The organism is Stenotrophomonas sp. SORGH_AS_0321, from assembly GCF_031453215.1.
GTDB classification, from domain to species: Bacteria; Pseudomonadota; Gammaproteobacteria; order Xanthomonadales; family Xanthomonadaceae; genus Stenotrophomonas; species Stenotrophomonas chelatiphaga.
This window is the reverse complement of record NZ_JAVIZG010000001.1, coordinates 323,523-340,567: the sequence shown is the minus strand read 5'-3', so window position 1 is coordinate 340,567 and position 17,045 is coordinate 323,523. Positions and strand designations below refer to the sequence as shown.

Sequence of the window (17,045 nt, the reverse complement as noted above, 5' to 3'; positions counted from 1 at the left end):
CGGCCATCCGGTTCAGGCCACCAGCAGCGCCAGCTCCAGGCCCACCCACGCCACGAAGGCGCCGAGCAGCACACCGCCTTCGGCGCGGCTGATGCGCAGGTCGCCGCGCAGCATCGGGTACAGCACCAGCGCGAAGGCCAGCACCGCCGGCAGCTCCAGGCGCACGAACGACGTCGGCAGGGCCAGCGGCTGCACGACCGCCATCACGCCGATCACCAGCAGCAGGTTGACCACGCTGGAGCCCAGTACGTGGCCGACCACCATGTCGCCCTGACCGCGTCGTGCGGCCATCACCGCAGCGGCGATTTCAGGCAGCGCGGTGCCGATGGCCACCGGCAGCAGACCGACCAGCAGCGGCGTCCAGCCGAGCGCAGCGCCGACGTCCGCAGCAGCCCCCACGACCAGCCGGGCGCCCCAGTACAAGGTCAGCGCGGCGATCGCCATGCGCACCAGGTTCAAGGTCAGTCCCGGCCGTGACACGGCGGCATCGGCAATCAGCGTCCTTACCTCCGGTGCCTCGTGGCGGCCACGGCGCAGCAGCAGCACGAAGAACAGCACGAAGGCCGCCAACAGCACGCCGCCTTCCCAGCGCAGCAGCTGCCCATCCAGGCCGAACACGATCAGCAGCAGCGCCGCCGCCAGTACGCCGAACCAGGCCACCACGACCACCCGCGCGCGCAGCAGCAGCGGCACGGCCAGTGCGGCCAGGGCGAGGGTCAGGCCGAGGTTGGCCAGCGTGCTGCCCACCACGTTGCCGAGCGCCAGTTCCGGCTGCCCGACCGCGAGCGCACGCGCATTGACCGCCAGCTCCGGCACTGAGGTCGCCACGCCCAGCAGCAACAGACCGGCGGTGAAGGGCGATGCACCGAAGCGCTGGGCCAAGCCCGAAGCGGCCTTGACGACGGTGTCGCCGCCAAGGCCCAGCAGGATGATGCCGAGCACGAACCAGGCGATGGCGAAGGCGATCATCAGGCAGTCCTTGAGCGGGAGTCACGGCGATTCTACGGTGGATCCCCGCGTCCCGGTGGCTCACTGCCACTGGTGGGTGACGACAGTTTTGTCGTCACCTCCTCACCGCATCCTCAGCCACAGCCTTCCACGTAATCCACCTGCGGCGGCAGGCCGACCCGCCAGGCACTGACCTTGCCATCGGCGCCGAGCGCGAAATCGATGATGCCGTGTCCTTCCTGCGCCGGACGCACGCGCAGGTGCTGGGCCTGCGGATCGTATTTGTCCGGGCCCAGGTCGGCGCGTTCGGGATACAACTGCTGCAGCTCGCCCAGGCTCATCCCCACGCGGCCGCCGCCCGGGGCGACGATCGCCGGACCGCGCACGTCGTAGCGCACCAGCCGGTTGCCTTCGATCATCAGGAACGGGCCTTCGGCCGATTCCTTCTGCGGGCGGATGTAATGGCATTCATCGTTCGGCACTTCGCCCTGCAGCGGCGCACCGAATCGGCCGCGGACATCGTCCAGGCTCGCGCCCAGGTCCACCGCGCCGAAGCCATCCAGGCGCGCCGGGCTGTCGCTGCGCGGGTCCACCGGCGAGGCGGTGGCCATGTCCGCATCTGCGGCGACATTGGCGTCCTTGGCCGGGTTGGTGGCGGCTTCGGTCATCGGCGAAGTCGCCTCCGGACTCGCTTCCGGACCCTGGCTGCAGGCGGCAAGGGACAGGGCCAGCAGGCCGGCAACGGGAAAGGCTTTCATCGGGACATCTCCTGGAAGGCAGTGCGCGAACGCTACCGCGGCGGGTGTGCACGCGCCGCATTGTCATCAGCGTTTCACGGCAGGCATTCAGGCTCGGCCTGCACCGCCTTCTCTGTAGCCGCCCATGCTCCCGCGCAAGACCGACCAAGCCCGAACCGCGCTGCAGGCCCACCGCGCCCCGCTGGACATGCGCCAGCGCCGCCTGTTGATCCTCTGCGATGGCCAGCGCGACCTCGCCGCGCTGACCACGATGATCGGTGCCGATGCCCCGGCGATGGTGATCCAGCTGGTCCAGGCCGGGTATCTGGTGACCACACCGGAACGGCCGGAACCGTCAGTTTCCGCAACGCTGCCCGCCGCCCCGGCCACGCCCGGCGGCGCGGGTTCCGCCCTCGCCTCGTCAGCGCCCAACGAACGCCGGCGTTCGATGGCGGCTGCGCGCATCTACCTGCTGGGCATCCTGGAAATGCAGCGCCACCCGCAGGCCGCCGCGCTGTTCCGCGAACTGCAGCAGGCACGCCTGGAAGGCGACGTGGTGGACGCCATGCAGGCCGCCCTCGACGCACTCACCCAGCTGACCTCCACCGGCTACGCCGAGCGAGTCCACGACCGCCTGCTGGAAGTCCTCCCGCGGGACCACCTCGACGCCTTCAAAAAGGGGACGGAGGGAATTAAGTCCCTTTCGGCAATGCCAGAAACGACTTAACTCCCTCCGTCCCCTTTTTTCAGCGGAAGTTGTTGCGCAGGCCGTTCCAGCACTGCTGGTAGTCGCCCTGGCGGTGGGCGGCGGACAGCGCCTGTGCGGTCGGGCGGATCACCCCGCGGGTCTCGAACATGAAGGCCATGGTGTCCATGATCACGTCCGGCCGGGACAGGTCGGCCGCCGATGCCTTGTCGAAGGTCGGCGCATCCGGGCCGTGGCCGCTCATGCAGTTGTGCAGCGATGCCCCCCCGGGCACGAAGCCTTCGGCTTTCGCGTCGTACGCCCCGTGCACCAGGCCCATGAACTCGCTGGCGATGTTGCGGTGGAACCACGGCGGCCGGAAGGTGTGCTGGGCCACCAGCCAACGCGGCGGGAAGATCGCGAAATCCATGTTGCTGGTGCCGGCGGTATCGCTCGGCGAATGCAGCACCAGGAAGATCGACGGATCCGGGTGGTCGAAGCTGATCGATCCGATCGTGTTGAAACGGCGCAGGTCGTAGCGGTACGGCGCGTAGTTGCCGTGCCATGCCACCACGTCCAGCGGTGAATGGTCGATGCGCGCACGCCACAGCTGGCCATCGAATTTCGCCACCAGCTCGAACTCGCCATCCAGGTCTTCGAACGCGGCCTGCGGGGTTTCAAAGTCGCGCGGATTGGCCAGTCCGTTCGAACCGATCGGCCCCAGGTCGGGCAGCTTCAGCAGCGCACCGAAGTTCTCGCAGACATAACCCCGCGCCTGCCCGTCCGGCAGTTCCACGCGGAAACGCACGCCGCGCGGGATCACCGCGATCTGCTGCGGCTCGATCTCGACCACGCCCATTTCGGTCAGCAGGCGCAGGCGTCCCAGTTGCGGGACGATCAACAGCTCGCCATCGGCGTTGTAGAAATAACGCCCCTGCATGTCACGGTTGGCGGCGTACAGGTGGATGGCCACGCCGGCATGCGCTTCCGGGCCGCCGTTGCCGCCCATCGTGTACAGGCCTTCGATGAAATCGGTCGGCGCCTCAGGCAGCGGCAGCGGGCTCCAGCGCAGCTGGTTCGGCGACGCCGGCAGCCCGTGGAAGCTGCCCTGCAGGCGATCCTGCGCGAACGCAGTGAACTCGCCATGGGTCACCGCCGGGCGGATCCGGTACAGCCAGCTGCGGCGGTTGCTGCCGCGCGGGGCGGTGAACGCGGTGCCGGACAACTGCTCGGCATACAGCCCGTGGGCCACGGTCTGCGGCGCGTTCTGCCCGATCGGCAGCGCGCCGGCCCGCGCCTCGCTGGCGAATTCGTTGCCGAACCCGGTCTGGTAGCCGCGTGCTTCGATGGTGCTGGTCATGTCTGGCATCCCGTCATGTGCCGGCGCGTGGCCGGCACCTACCTTACCCGAGCGATCTACCGCTTACAGTACGCCGCGGCGCATCTGGTCGCGTTCGATGCTTTCGAACAGCGCGGTGAAGTTGCCTTCACCGAAGCCCTCATTGCCCTTGCGCTGGATGATCTCGAAGAAGATCGGGCCGATGCAGTTCAGGGTGAAGATCTGCAGCAGCTTGCGCTGGTGGGTTTCCGGATCGGCATCGATCAGGATCTTGTTGCGGGCCAGCCGCGCCACGTCTTCGCCATGCCCCGGCACGCGCTGGTCGATCACGTCGAAGTAGGTGTCCGGCGTGTCCAGGAACTGCACGCCCTGCTCGCGCATGGCTTCCACGGTCGCGTAGATGTCATCGGTGAAGCAGGCGATGTGCTGGATGCCTTCGCCCTTGTAGGCGTCCAGGTATTCGTTGATCTGGCTCTTCGGATCGGACGATTCATTGAGCGGGATGCGCACGATGCCGTCCGGCGCGGTCATCGCCTTGGACACCAGGCCGGTCTTCAGGCCCTTGATGTCGAAGTAGCGGATCTCGCGGAAGTTGAACAGCCGCTCGTAGTAGTCCGACCACTGCTGCATGTTGCCGAAGTACAGGTTGTGGGTCAGGTGGTCGATGAAGGTCAGGCCGAAGCCCTTCGGTGCCGGGTCGGCGCCTTCCACCGCGACGTAGTCATCGCCGTAGATGCTGCCGGCATCGCCGTAGCGGTCCACCAGGTACAGCATGCAGTCGCCGATGCCCTTGATGACCGGCGCATCCACCGCCCTGGAGTCCGGCTTGAAGTCGACCGGCTCGGCGCCATTGCCCAGCGCGGTCTGGTAGACCTCGGCACCGGGCTTCTGGAAGCGGATGGCGAAACCGCAGGCGCACGGCCCGTGCTTTTCAGCGAAGTCGGCGGCGAACGAGTCCGGATCTTCGTTGACCAGGAAGTTCACTCCGCCCTGCCGATAGACGGTGATCGGGCGGGTGGCGTGCTTGAGCACGGCGGAAAAGCCCATGCTGCGGAAGTAGGCATGCAGCTCCTGGCCGCGGCCGGCGGGGGCGGCGAATTCGACGAACTCGAAGCCGTCGATGCCCATCGGGTTTTCAAACGTGGTCACCTGCATGCCCAGGTTGGGGTGCGAGGCGGTCTGGACGGTGGTATTCATGGCATAAGGCTCCGAATCTTTTCCGCATCAAACCAGGTGCGGGCGACAGAGGGACCCGCGACAATGCAGGGCCAGTACATCCCCTTTATAGTTACACCTGAAACCACCAGCAAGGTGCACCGCAGCATGAGCCCACCCGATCCCGCCTCCACCAGCGTGCGTGCCTCGCACGTCCTGCTCGACCTGGAACAGTTCCTGCCCTACCGGCTGAGCGTGCTCTCCAACCGGGTCAGCGGCAACATCGCCAAACTGTACGGCGATCGCTACGGCCTGGCGATTCCGGAATGGCGGGTGATCACCATCCTGGCGCTGTATCCGGGCTCGTCGGCCAGCGAAGTGTCCGAGCGCACGGCGATGGACAAGGTCGCGGTCAGCCGCGCGGTGGCGCGCCTGCTGGAACGCGGCTTCATCAAGCGTGAAACCCATGGCGACGACCGTCGCCGCTCGGTGCTGGCGCTGTCGGCGGCCGGCTTCGAGGTCTACGAAACGATCGCCCCGCTGGTCATCGAAACCACCCGCAAGCTGATGTCCGTACTCAGCGAAGATGAAGAACAGCTGCTGGAAAAGCTGATCCTGCGGCTGGCCGGTGAAGGCCTGCAGCGGATGGGCGAAGCCTGACTGGGCTCACCAGCCCAGCGCCGGATTGTTGACCAGCGCCAGCGCGCGCATGGCCGGCGGGAACGCCGGCTGGTGGATCGCCAGCGCCACCAGCGCGGCTGCGTTGCCAGTCGCCGGGCGCCCGGGTTCGATGACCGCGCTGAAGTAGAGGGCGTTTTCAGCCAGTGCACTGGCCAGTTCGACGCGCAGCCGGGCGATCCCCGGCGTGCCGTCGCCGGCTGCGCTGTAGACCGGGTTGAACAGCAGGGCCGCCAGCGAGGCGATGAAGTGCAGGCGCTCGCGGTCCGGAGCGGCGGCCGCGGATGCAGCCGGCCACGCCCCTGGCCCGGCGCCGTCGACTACGGCAGGCAGGGCATCCAGCGCATGCACCGCCGACAACAGCCGTTCCATCGCGTCCCGCCGCACCGCCGGATCACTGATGCTGTCGATGCTGCGCAGCAGGCTGCGCTGCGGCTCGAGGGTAGTGGCGTCCAGCAGCACCCCGACGGCCTGCTGCCCGTCGCGGGCTGCCTGTTCGACGATGCCCTGGAAATCCAGCACGGCGCCGTCCAGCCGCGCTGGTGAGAAATCCGGCCAGGCGGTGCAGGCATCGGCAGGCGCGGCCTTCCAGTCGCCGGCCGGTACGGCAGCGTGCGCCAGCACCGTCGCACCGCGCAGGTCGCAGTCAAACACCCGTGTTCCGCGCAGGTCGGTGGGCAGCAGTGCCCCACGCAGGTCCACCGCGCGGAAGGTGCCCCCGTGCAGCGGTCCGCCGGTCAGGTCCTCGCCGGCCAGGTTGACCCGCTCCAGCGTGCCGCGCGCCAGGTTCGGCGGCAGCGCGGCGCCGCGCAGGTCCAGTCCCTGCAGGGGCTGGAATCCCGTCACATCATCAAGTACCTGTACCCGCCCCGGCGCGCCATCGAGCAGGTCCTGCAGTGCCTCGGTCGTCCGCTGCAGGGCCGTCTTCACGTTCGGGCGCCCCCGGCCGAGGGAGGCCACGCAGCCCCCTGCGCGCCGATCGAGAGATGCGGCGCGGACCCCGAGAACCTCCAGCGCGCTGCGGGTCGTCGTGCTGCCTGCTGCCGGCAGGCAGAAGTCCGCTGCCACCACATCCGTCTGGCCGGCCTTGCCCCGCGATGCCGTGCTGGCACGCCAGGCGACCAGCGCCCCGTCGGCCCCGCGCCCCAGGCGGTTGCAACCCATGCCGTGCACATGGCGCAGGCTCCGTCCGACTGCCACCAGCGCCTGCGCGCGGGCGCGCGAGCGCAATGCCGCCGCACCCGCGCTGCAATGGCCCGCTTCCCATCCCGCCTCCCGCGCCCGCGACTGCTTGTCGGCAATCGCCTCGGTGTTGGCGATCGTATCCAGCAGCAGCACCGCCTTCGCCGCCTGCTGCGGCAGCGCCTGTGGGTCGTGCAGGGAGACAGGGGGCGCCGTATGTGCGCCGGTTGCGCTGATGCCGGAGGCTGGGAACACGCCGAATCCTGGATGAGAGACTGGCCCGCAAGGTGCCCGTGGCGCCGCCTGCCCGCTTGCACAAACAGGTCCCGCAGGCTCAGCTCAGGTGCTTGCGGCGGGCGTAGACCCAGGGCGCCGCAAGCGCGCCGATGGCACCGGCAGCGAAGCCGAGCGAAGCCGCCACCGTGGCCGCTTCGATCGCCCCCGGCAGCGCCAGTGCGGCGGTGACCAGCAGCAGTGACGGCAGGCCGACGAAGATGGCCAGGAAGAACGGCCAGCGCGGCACCCAGGTTCCCAGCTGCAGCAGGCTCACCGGCTGCCAGATGTCCCCGTTGGCATCCTCGGCGATCTTCCGCACCACCACCGGCAGGCTGATCTCCGGCAGCGCGCGGCCCTGCCGTGCCGTGGCCAGTTCGCGCGCCACCGCCTCGATGGCGGGATAGCTGGACGGCCACGGCTGCGGCGGTTTCACGCCGTAGGCGACCAGCAGCGGCACGCTCAGCCAGGGCGCTGGCAGCGGCCGCAGACGGCGCCGGCCGTGTACGCACCAGACCTCGCGCTGGCCATGCGCGGTCACTTCGTACAGGGCCAGTTCTTCGGCCGGCGGGTAGCCGAGCATGGTGGTGCGCGCGGCCAGCGTACCCACGCCCATCGCACGCAGGAAGCCCGGACGGCTGCGTCCTTCCTGCATCCACGCCAGCCCCAGGGCACCGATCAACAAGGCATCTGCGTGGTCGCGGCTGCCGACTGTAGCCCGCTCATCGCTGGCCAGCAGCCAGGCCAGCGACTGCGGCTCGGCGACATCGGCCACCGACCAGCGACCGCTGTCGCCCAGTACATGCCGCAGCGGCAGGCGCATCGGCGCGGTCTCGCCCCGTTCGGCCACCTGCAGGAACGGCAGCACGCCCTGCACGAAGGCCGCCACGTCCACCGCCCGTCCGCCCTGCCCCAGCCATTCCGGCGGCAGCAGGCCGGCCAGCCGCGGGTCACGGGCCAGCAGGTCCAGGCGTTCTTTCTGTTCGACCAGTTTCTGCACCGCGGCGGCCAGCGCGGCGTTGTCCGGCAGGGCCACCACGGGCAGCTTGTGCGTGCCGGGCGGTATCGCCGCCGCAGCAACCGCAGCGCCGTCGTCCATCAGCACATCCACCGCAGGCAGTGCCACGGTGTCGGCAGGGGGATGGTCGATCAGCTCGCTGTGCATCGGACGCTCCAGGTCGTGCGCCACGGTCAGCGTGGCGTCGGTACCTTGGCGTTAGCGGCCGCAGCGCGGCCGAATTGAGCGCCGCCGTCGGGCATCGCGGCTCAGCGCGGCGCCCATTCCTTCATGAAAGCCAGGAACTTCGCGCGGTCGTAGCTCTTGCCCTGTTCCAGCTCACCGGTGAACTGCGAATGCAGCAGGCCACCTTCGGCATCCAGCACGAACAGGTGCGGGTAGCCCTTCACTTCCGGGAACTGCGACAGGAACGCCTTGTTCTCGTTGTCTTCGCTGTAGTTGACCTTCATCCACACGTAGTTCGCATCGCGCAGGCGGCGCACTTCGGCATCGCCTTCGACGAATTTGTCCAGGATGTGGCACCACGGGCACCACTCACCGCCCACGTCCAGGATGATGCGCTTGTTGCCACGCTGCGCTTCCACCTTGGCCGTTTCCAGGTCGGCGGCCGGGTCGCGGGCCGGATCGAAAGAGGCGTTGAGGGCCGCGATGGCCGCGATGTCCGCGGCCGCCGGGGTGTTGCCGGAGGCCACCGGCACGCTGGGATCAGCGGCCGGTGCCTCGGTGGGTCGCGTATCAAGCGGCTGCGCAGGCGCCTTGGCGGTATCGGGACCGGGTTGCGAGCACGCTGCCAGTGCAGCGGCCAGAACCCCCATGGACATCCAACCTGCGGTCTTGCGCATTCGCTCTTCCTCTTACTTGACGCCGTGCATCAGCTTGTTGATCAGCGGCGCCAGCAGGAACAGGATCACACCCGAACCGATCAACGCCCAGAAACCGAAGGTATACCCTTTCAGTGCCGATTCCACGGTCATGCCGCCTTCACCGCTGACCACGCCGGCGAAGATGCCCGACAGGTTGTTGCCGATGCCGGTGGACAGGAACCAGCCACCCATGCCGAAGCCGACCAGACGCACCGGCGCCAGCTTGGTCACCATCGACAGGCCGATCGGCGACAGGCACAGCTCACCGATGGACTGGATCACGTAGACCATGAACAGGGTCCAGAACGGGATCTTGCCGTCCACGACCAGCTGCGACAGCGCGAACATCAGCAGCGCGAACGCGGCGCCGTTGAACAGCAGGCCCAGGCCGAACTTGCGCGGGATGGACGGGTTGGCACGGCCCATCGCCACCCAGATCCAGGCAATGATCGGCGCCAGGGTGATGATCGCCACCGAGTTCACCGACTGGAACCAGGCGGTCGGGAATTCCCAGCCGCCGAGGTTGCGGTTGACGATGTTGTCGGCCAGGAAGGTGAACGAGCTGCCGGCCTGTTCGAAGAACATCCAGAACATCACGTTGAAGGCGAAGATGATCAGCATGGCGATCACGCGGTCGCGCGCCACCTTGCCGTTGCGGATGCCTTCCACCAGCAGCAGGACCGCCAGCGCGATGAACAGGACCAGCAGGATCCAGGCCAGCGCGGTGGCGCCGGTGGACAGCAGGAAGAAGGCGACCGGGATGGCCACCAGCGAACCCACCGCGACCATCACGATGCGGCCGTAGCCTTCGGCGCCGACCGGCGGTGCGCCGATGCCCTGCAGGCCCTTGCGGCCGATGTAGAACCACACCAGGCTGATCAGCATGCCCACGCCGGAGGCGATGAACACCACCTTGTAGGACGGCATGGCACTGGTGCCGAACACCTTGCGTGCCAGGTATTCGGTCAGCACCGGGGCGATCATCGCGCCGATGTTGATGCCCATGTAGAAGATGGTGAAGCCCGAATCGCGCCGAGGATCGTCCAGCCGATACAGCTTGCCGACCATGGTCGAGATGTTCGGCTTGAACAGGCCGTTGCCCACGATGATGGTGGCCAGGCCCAGTTCGAACACCTGGTGGTTGGGCAGGGAGATCATGAACAGGCCCGCGGCCATGATCACCGCACCGGTCAGGATCGACCGCTGGTAGCCCAGCACCCGGTCGGCGATGTAGCCGCCGAAAATGGCCGCTGCATAGACCAGCGCCAGGTAGGCGCCGTAAGTGCGGCTGGCCGCGGCTTCACCGCCGGCGTCGCCGTTGTAGAACTGCGACACGATGTACAGCACCAGTGCCCAGCGGATGCCGTAGAACGCGAAACGTTCCCAGAACTCGGTCATGAACAGCATCCACAGCGGGCGTGGATGGCCCAGTGTGGTCTTGAATTCCGGCACGGCCGGTTCGGGGGTATTCGCAGTGGCGTTCAGGCTCATGCGGGATTCCTGGTTCGGTGGATGACAGGCACGTCCGCTGTGCCGAGCTAACGCGCGAGGATCACCGACTTCTGGCGTTCACGTCAAATACACACCGATCGAAGCAGGTCACCGCCGGGTCGCGGAACTTGCAAACGCAACAATCTGAATGGGGGACGCCGGCCGCTCAGCCTTCCAGCGTGGTGCGCACCTGGAACAGTTCCGGGAAGAAGGTCAGTTCCAGCGCCTTGGCCAGGAATCCCACCCCGGACGAACCGCCGGTGCCGCGCTTGAAGCCGATCACCCGCATCACCGTGCGCATGTGGCGGAACCGCCACAGCTGGAAGGCAGTCTCCAGGTCGACCAGGTCCTCGCACAGGGCGTACTCGCGCCAGTAGCGGTCGGTGTTCTGGTAGATGCGCTCGAACACCGGATGCAGGGCATCGTCGGCCACGTGCGGCTGCGTCCAGTCGCGGTCCAGGTACTGCGCCGGGATGTCGTGGCCGAAGCGCGACAGGTACTGGAGGAACTCCTCGTACAGGCTCGGCGCCTCGAGCGCCTGGCGCAGCCGCTGCTGGCCTGCTTCGTCGTGTTCGAACACCTTGAGCATCTGCGCGTTCTTGTTGCCCAGCAGGAACTCGATGTAGCGGTACTGCAGCGACTGGAAGCCCGAGGACGGACCCAGCACGTCGCGGAAGCCCATGTATTCGGACGGGGTCAGCGTTTCCAGCACCGACCATTGCTCGGTCAGCTGGCGCAGCACCAGCTTGCTGCGTGCCAGCACCTTCTGGCACTGCCAGACCTGGTCGCGCTGCAGGAAACCGATCGCCGCGCCCAGCTCGTGCGCCAGCAGCTTGAGCCACAGTTCGGACGTCTGGTGCTGGATGATGAACAGCATCTCGTCATGGTGGGCCGGGCTGGACAGCGGCTGCTGCGCGCTGAGCAGCTGGTCCAGCCGCAGGTAGCCGCCGTAGGTCAGCCGGTCCTGCAGGTCGGTCAGGATGCCGGCTTCGAGATCGCGTTGGTTGTTGTCGACGGACATGGGGGCGGGACCGATGAAAAGAGAAAGCGTAGCAGGACGCCAGTCGGTCGCCGGCTGCGCCGGGTGACGACCTTGGTTCCTCGCCGGCTCCGGTGGGTGACGACCTTGATGCCTCGCCGGCTGCGGTGGGTGACGACCGTTGGTCGTCACAGGGCCTCGTGGAACGCACAAACCCGCTTCCCGGCGCGTGGAACCGCTTCCCGAGGGTCCCATCCCCGCCTTCACGGGCGTATTCTGGTGCTCTGCAGCAACGGCTGAATACGTTGCTGCAACGGGCCGCCTACCTGCCTGTAGGGGCCTCACCGGGGTAACCCTTGCTGCGCCGCAGGACGGCTTTTTCATACACCGTCCTTAACATGGCGATTCATATCATTTGTAACTTCCTGTCGAAGGTGCAGTCCGCAATGACAGTTGCTGCTGAGTTCAAGATCGAATATCTCCAATACCTGGACGCGGACGGCAAGCTCGTCCGCGACGACCTGCCCGCGTCCCTGCGGGATCCCAAGGTGCTGGTCCCGCTGTTCAAGCAGATGCTCTACGTGCGCGTCTTCGACAGCAAGTCCATCGCGCTGCAGCGCACCGGCAAGCTCGGTACGTACGCGGCCTGCCTGGGCCACGAAGCGGCCCACGTGGGCATCGGTGCGGCGATGCATCCCGGCGACGTGTTCGCGCCGAGCTACCGCGAATACGGTGCGATGTTCATGCGTGGCGTGCGCCCGTACGACGTGCTGATGTACTGGGGCGGCGACGAGCGCGGCAACGACTACGGCGGCAATGCGGCCAAGGACTTCCCGTTCTGCGTGCCGATCTCCACCCAGTGCCTGCATGCGGCCGGCGCGGCGCTGAAATTCAAGCTCAACGATGAGAAGCAGATCGCCGTGGCGGTGTGCGGCGACGGTGGCAGTTCCAAGACCGACTTCTACGCGGCACTGAATTCGGCCGGCGCCTACAAGCTGCCGCTGATCCTGTGCATCGTCAACAACGGTTGGGCGATTTCGGTGCCCCGTTCGGCCCAGACCGGTGCCGAAACGCTGGCGCAGAAGGGCCTGGCCGGTGGCCTGCACTGCCTGCAGGTGGATGGCAACGACCTGATCGCGGTGCTGGCGGCGATGGAGCAGGCACGCGAACGCGGCCTGTCCGGCAACGGCGGCACGGTGCTGGAACTGATGACCTACCGCCTGTCCGACCACACCACCGCCGACGACGCGCGCCGCTACCGCGACGACGCCGAAGTGAAGGATGCCTGGCTGCTGGAACCGATGCTGCGCCTGCGCAAGTACCTGACCGACCAGGGCGTGTGGAGCGAAGCCGAAGAGAAGGCCTGGATCGAGCAGTGCGGCGCGCGCGTGGACGAGGACGTGAACCAGTACCTCAACACCCCGGTGCAGCCGGTCGAAGCGATGTTCGATTTCCTGTATGCCGATCCGCCGCCGGACCTGCTGGCCCAGCGCGCTGCCGCCATTGCCCTGGAGCAGCGTCATGGATGACATCAAGCACGGCGCTCCTGCTTCCCGCACCAATGCCGCCGACAGCGCCGCTGTCGCCGGTGGAGACACGGTCATGACCACTACCCCCATCACCCTGATCGAAGCCATCACCCAGGCGCTGGCCTGGGAGCTGGAGCACGACAGCTCGGTGCTGGTGCTGGGCGAGGACGTGGGCGTCAACGGCGGCGTGTTCCGCGCCACTGCCGGCCTGCAGCAGCGCTTCGGCGCCAACCGCATCCTCGACACCCCGCTGGATGAAACCACCATCGCCGGCCTGACCATCGGCCTGGCGGCGCAGGGCATGAAGCCGATCGCCGAAGCCCAGTTCGACGGCTTCATGTACCCGATGGTCGACCACATCATCTGCCATGCCGCGCGCCTGCGTACGCGTACGCGTGGCCGCCTGCACTGCCCGATGGTGCTGCGCGTGCCGTGGGGCGGTGGCATCCGTGCCCCGGAACACCACAGCGAAGCCAACGAATCGATCTTCACCAACGTGCCGGGCCTGCGCGTGGTGCTGCCGTCCTCGCCGCAGCGCGCCTACGGCCTGCTGCTGGCGGCGATCCGTGAACCGGATCCGGTCATCTACATGGAGCCCAAGCGCATCTACCGCCAGTACAAGGAAGTGGTGGTCAACGATGGCGAAGCACTGCCGCTGGATGTCTGCTTCGTGCTGCGCGACGGCACCGACGTGACCCTGGTGACCTGGGGTGCGCAGGTGAAGGAAGCCTTGGAAGCAGCCGACAAGCTGGCCGGCGAAGGCATCAGTGCCGAAGTCATCGACGTGGCCACGCTGCGCCCGCTGGACTTCGCCACCATTGCCGAATCGGTGGCCAAGACCGGCCGCTGCGTGATCGTGCAGGAGGCCCCGAAGACCGCGGGCTTCGGGGCGGAAATCGCCGCACGGCTGGCCGAGGAATCGCTCTACGACCTGCTGGCACCGGTCGAGCGCGTGACCGGCTATGACACCCACATTCCGCTGTTCCGCCTGGAAATGAAGTACCTGCCCAGCGTGGAGCGGATCGTGGCGGCGGCCAAGCGCGCCGTTGCGGCAGGCTGAGATGCGGGCCCGTCTGCTCGGCCCGTACCGCAGCCAGTACCCCAACCCGCTCCGCCTGCGCACCGGCCAGATCGTCGAGGTCGGTGTGCGCGACGAGGAATGGCCGGCGTTTGCCTGGGTGCGCACCCGCGACGGTGGCGCAGGCTGGGCACCGGTCGCCTGGTTGCAGGTGCTGGACGATGGCCACGCAGAAGCCCTGCGTGACTATGACGCCAGCGAGCTGGACGTGGAAAACGGCGAGCTGGTACGGCTGCATCATGAACATGGGGGGTGGTGGTGGTCCGAGCGCGCGAATGGCGCGACGGGCTGGCTGCCGGCCCACGAACTGGAACTGCTGGAAGAGAACTGCACATGAGCCAGACCAAGAATTTCAACCTGCCCGACCTCGGCGAAGGCCTGCCGGACGCCACCATCGTGGAATGGTTCGTCAAGGAAGGCGACACCATCCGCCTGGATGAGCCGCTGGTGTCGATGGAGACCGCCAAGGCCGTGGTCGAAGTGCCTTCGCCGGTGTCCGGCAAGATACTGAAGCTGTCCGGTGCGGCCGGTGACATCATCCCGACCGGCGCGGTGCTGGCCAGTTTCGAACTGGACCCGAACCTGCCGCAGCGCGCGGACGGCCAGGACACCGGCCACAGCCACGGCCACGCCGCACCGGCCGCCGCCCCGAGTACCGGGCAGCCGGCGCCGGCACAGGCCGATGCCGTGGCGGCCTCCGATGAGGGCGGTGAGATCAAGGACGGTGGTGAGCGCGATGACGCCGGCACCGTGGTCGGCGCGATGCAGAGCTCCAACGCCGTGCATGCCGAACAGGCGGTCGCTGTCGGCGGGGTCAAGGCCGTACCGGCGGTGCGTGCGATGGCGCGCAAGCTGGGCGTGGACCTGTCGCGCGTGCGCGCCAGCGGTACCGAGGGTGCGGTGACCATGGCCGACGTCAAGCAGGCTGCCGCCGATGGCAGCGCCAAGGTCGGCGCCGCGCCGGCTGCAGCGGCTGCAGCGCAGGCCGCGCCGGTGTCCGCACCGGCACCGGCACGCGTGGAAAGCCAGCGCGCGCCGATGTCGGCCGCCGGCAAGCCGATGCGGACCCAGCCGCCGGGCGTGGTCGCCAAGGGCCAGCCGGAACAGTTGAAGGGCGTGCGTCGCAACATGGCGCGGGTGATGGCCGATGCACACAGCAAGGTCGTTCCGACCACGCTGAACGATGACGCCGACCTGCATGCCTGGTTGCCGGGCAACGATGTCACCGCGCGCCTGGTGCGCGCGATCGTGGTGGCCTGCCAGAAGGTCCCGGCGATGAACGCCTGGTTCGATGGCGAGGCGCTGACCCGCACCCTGCACGCGCATGTCGACGTGGGCATCGCGGTGGATACCGAGGAAGGCCTGTTCGTGCCGGCGCTGCGCAATGCCGACATGCTCGATGCACGCGGCATCCGCGAAGGCGTCAACCGCCTGCGTGAGCAGGTGGAAGCGCGTTCGATCGCCGCCTCGGAACTGAGCGGCTACACGATCTCGCTGTCCAACTTCGGCATGTTCGCCGGCCGCTACGCCACCCCGGTGGTGGTACCGCCGTGCGTGGCCATCGTCGGCGCCGGCCGTGCCCGCCACCAGATGACCCCGGTGATGGGCGGCGTGGAAGCGCACAAGGTGATCCCGCTGTCGGTCACCTTCGACCACCGCGTGGCCACCGGCGGCGAAGCCGCACGCTTCCTGCGCGCGATGATGGACGACCTGGCCCTGGCCAACTGATGCGGTAGTGACGGCCGCTGGCCGTCAGACGGTAACGACGGTCGCTGGCCGTCAGATGGTAGTGACGGCCGCTGGCCGTCAGACGGTAACGACGGCCGCTGGCCGCTGGCCGCTGGCCGCTGGCCGCCAGACGGTAGTGACGGCCGCTGGCCGTCAAGGAAGGGTCGGATCCCTGGCCAAGGCCAGTCGATCCGACCCTTTTCCGTTCAGGCCTCCCGCGGCGGCAGGCTTTCGGCCCGGCTGTGCACGCGCAACCGATGCCCATCCGGGTCCAGGCCAACGAAGGTGTGGCCGAACGCCAGCGTTACCGGTGCCTGCGCGATCTCCACCCCTAGCGCCAGCCACGCCGCGTGCATCCGTTCAACGTCCGCAGCACTGGCCACCACCATGGTCAGCTCACACGCGCCGGGTGCGCCCACGGTAGTGGGCTGCACGTCCTCGCGTTCCCACAGACCCAGCGCGGGGCCGCCCGGAACCACGAACAAGGCAAATCCAGGCGCGAGCTGGCTCGCCGGCCGGCCCATGATGCCGGCATAGAAAGCGGCGCTGAGAGGGACATCGCGTACGTAGTGCATGACGGCGTCGGGCTTGAACATGGGATCACTCGCTTGGGAAGAGCGTCCATCCTGCTGCCACCCTGCTGACAGTTCCGGTCAGCAGCGATCCAGCCAGTCCGGCGTGATGTCCTGCTCGCGCTGCCAGCGCGTGAGCAGCGCGCTGCGTGGCGTGGGATAGCGTGCGTCCTGCGCCTGCGCGGACTCGATGCGGTCCAGCCGGAAATGGCGGAAGCCGCCGCGTAGTTCGCACCACGCCGCCAGCATCGGAACTTCGTCGAAGTAGGCCAGCGCGAACGGCCACACCGTCCGCTGGCTGCGGCACCCCGCCAGGTCGCGGTAGCCGATGTCCACGCGCTGCTGCGAACCGATGGCCTCGCGGACCACCTGCAGCGAGGTCGCAACGACCGCCTCCAGCGGCCGCGCAGGGCCGACCCGCAGGCCACTGGTCTGCAGCTGCTGCCGGCGCTCGGTGGGCAGTGCGTGGCCGATGCGGGCCAGTGCATCACGCGCCGCCTCGGCCAGCCCGGGATCGGCACGCGAAGCCACCCAGCGCAACCCAAGCACCAGCGCATCGATCTCCGCCGGCGGCAGGGTCAGCGGCGGCAGGGTGTCAGCAGGCTGCAGTAGATAGCCGATGCCGGCCTCACCGCGCAGGTCCGCGCCCTGCTGCTGCAGCGTGGCGATGTCGCGGTACAGCGTGCGCAGGCTGATGCCCAACGTATCGGCGAGCAGCTGGCCGCGCACCGGTCGCCGATGGCGACGCAACAACTGAAGCAGCCGGTTCAGGCGCAGCGAGCGGGACATC

At 68.0% G+C, this 17,045-nt stretch carries 17 protein-coding genes; 6 read left to right on the top strand and 11 right to left on the bottom strand.

All coding sequences use genetic code 11. From position 1 onward, the window contains the following. Positions 1 to 12: 12 nt before the first annotated feature. On the bottom strand, positions 13 to 969 hold the full coding sequence (locus QE373_RS01470; RefSeq protein WP_309682783.1) for a sodium:calcium antiporter: 957 nt from the start codon (positions 967 to 969) through the stop codon (positions 13 to 15). A 113-nt stretch (positions 970 to 1,082) separates the two neighbouring features. After that, positions 1,083 to 1,706: a hypothetical protein gene (locus QE373_RS01465; protein ID WP_057509093.1), complete on the bottom strand. Its 624-nt coding sequence runs from the start codon at positions 1,704 to 1,706 to the stop codon at positions 1,083 to 1,085. 124 nt (positions 1,707 to 1,830) lie between these two features. Between QE373_RS01465 and QE373_RS01460 the strand changes: the two genes are divergently transcribed. Continuing rightward, positions 1,831 to 2,412 (top strand): hypothetical protein, encoded by a 582-nt coding sequence (locus QE373_RS01460; RefSeq protein ID WP_309682779.1) that lies wholly within the window; start codon positions 1,831 to 1,833, stop codon positions 2,410 to 2,412. 19 nt (positions 2,413 to 2,431) lie between these two features. Here QE373_RS01460 and hmgA read toward each other — a convergent pair whose 3' ends face one another. After that, positions 2,432 to 3,730: a homogentisate 1,2-dioxygenase gene (hmgA, locus tag QE373_RS01455; protein ID WP_309682776.1), complete on the bottom strand. Its 1,299-nt coding sequence runs from the start codon at positions 3,728 to 3,730 to the stop codon at positions 2,432 to 2,434. Positions 3,731 to 3,793: 63 nt separating this feature from the next. Next, complete coding sequence (gene hppD / locus QE373_RS01450) at positions 3,794 to 4,906, bottom strand: 4-hydroxyphenylpyruvate dioxygenase (RefSeq protein WP_057509090.1); 1,113 nt, start codon at positions 4,904 to 4,906, stop codon at positions 3,794 to 3,796. Positions 4,907 to 4,969: 63 nt separating this feature from the next. Here hppD and QE373_RS01445 point away from each other — a divergent pair, with 63 nt between their 5' ends. Then, the gene (locus QE373_RS01445) at positions 4,970 to 5,524 is read left to right on the top strand and encodes a MarR family winged helix-turn-helix transcriptional regulator (protein WP_309682773.1); all 555 of its coding nucleotides are present in this window, start codon (positions 4,970 to 4,972) and stop codon (positions 5,522 to 5,524) included. A gap of 6 nt (positions 5,525 to 5,530) precedes the next feature. Here the strand turns inward: QE373_RS01445 and QE373_RS01440 are convergent, their stop codons facing one another. From QE373_RS01440 to QE373_RS01420, 5 genes are all read right to left on the bottom strand, one after another. Further along, positions 5,531 to 6,979 (bottom strand): hypothetical protein, encoded by a 1,449-nt coding sequence (locus tag QE373_RS01440; RefSeq protein ID WP_309682769.1) that lies wholly within the window; start codon positions 6,977 to 6,979, stop codon positions 5,531 to 5,533. A 79-nt stretch (positions 6,980 to 7,058) separates the two neighbouring features. Beyond that, a complete protein-coding gene (locus QE373_RS01435) occupies positions 7,059 to 8,162 on the bottom strand; it encodes a hypothetical protein (protein ID WP_309682766.1) in 1,104 nt (367 codons plus the stop codon). A 101-nt stretch (positions 8,163 to 8,263) separates the two neighbouring features. After that, positions 8,264 to 8,857: a thioredoxin family protein gene (locus tag QE373_RS01430; protein WP_042615241.1), complete on the bottom strand. Its 594-nt coding sequence runs from the start codon at positions 8,855 to 8,857 to the stop codon at positions 8,264 to 8,266. 12 nt (positions 8,858 to 8,869) lie between these two features. After that, positions 8,870 to 10,369: a peptide MFS transporter gene (locus QE373_RS01425; protein ID WP_057509086.1), complete on the bottom strand. Its 1,500-nt coding sequence runs from the start codon at positions 10,367 to 10,369 to the stop codon at positions 8,870 to 8,872. A 166-nt stretch (positions 10,370 to 10,535) separates the two neighbouring features. Further along, a complete protein-coding gene (locus QE373_RS01420) occupies positions 10,536 to 11,390 on the bottom strand; it encodes a tryptophan 2,3-dioxygenase family protein (protein WP_057509085.1) in 855 nt (284 codons plus the stop codon). Between the two features lie 404 nt (positions 11,391 to 11,794). On the opposite strand from QE373_RS01420, the gene pdhA reads away from it, so the two are divergent. The 4 genes from pdhA to QE373_RS01400 are packed head-to-tail and all read left to right on the top strand — an operon-like array spanning position 11,795 to position 15,683. Further along, positions 11,795 to 12,877, top strand: a complete 1,083-nt coding sequence (pdhA, locus tag QE373_RS01415; protein WP_309682760.1) for a pyruvate dehydrogenase (acetyl-transferring) E1 component subunit alpha — start codon at positions 11,795 to 11,797, stop codon at positions 12,875 to 12,877. Further along, the gene (locus QE373_RS01410) at positions 12,870 to 13,937 is read left to right on the top strand and encodes an alpha-ketoacid dehydrogenase subunit beta (protein ID WP_057509083.1); all 1,068 of its coding nucleotides are present in this window, start codon (positions 12,870 to 12,872) and stop codon (positions 13,935 to 13,937) included. The genes pdhA and QE373_RS01410 overlap by 8 nt, the downstream gene beginning before the upstream one ends. A gap of 1 nt (position 13,938) precedes the next feature. Beyond that, a complete protein-coding gene (locus tag QE373_RS01405) occupies positions 13,939 to 14,292 on the top strand; it encodes an SH3 domain-containing protein (protein ID WP_057509082.1) in 354 nt (117 codons plus the stop codon). Beyond that, entirely contained in the window at positions 14,289 to 15,683 is a 1,395-nt protein-coding gene (locus QE373_RS01400; protein WP_309682754.1) for a dihydrolipoamide acetyltransferase family protein, read from the top strand. Before QE373_RS01405 ends, QE373_RS01400 begins: the two co-directional genes overlap by 4 nt. A 206-nt stretch (positions 15,684 to 15,889) precedes the next feature. On the opposite strand, the gene QE373_RS01395 is transcribed toward QE373_RS01400, so the two are convergent. Both QE373_RS01395 and QE373_RS01390 read right to left on the bottom strand, forming a co-directional pair. Next, positions 15,890 to 16,279, bottom strand: a complete 390-nt coding sequence (locus QE373_RS01395) for a VOC family protein (RefSeq protein WP_309682751.1) — start codon at positions 16,277 to 16,279, stop codon at positions 15,890 to 15,892. 57 nt (positions 16,280 to 16,336) lie between these two features. Continuing rightward, positions 16,337 to 17,044, bottom strand: a complete 708-nt coding sequence (locus QE373_RS01390; protein WP_309682748.1) for a YafY family protein — start codon at positions 17,042 to 17,044, stop codon at positions 16,337 to 16,339. Position 17,045: the final 1 nt, after the last annotated feature.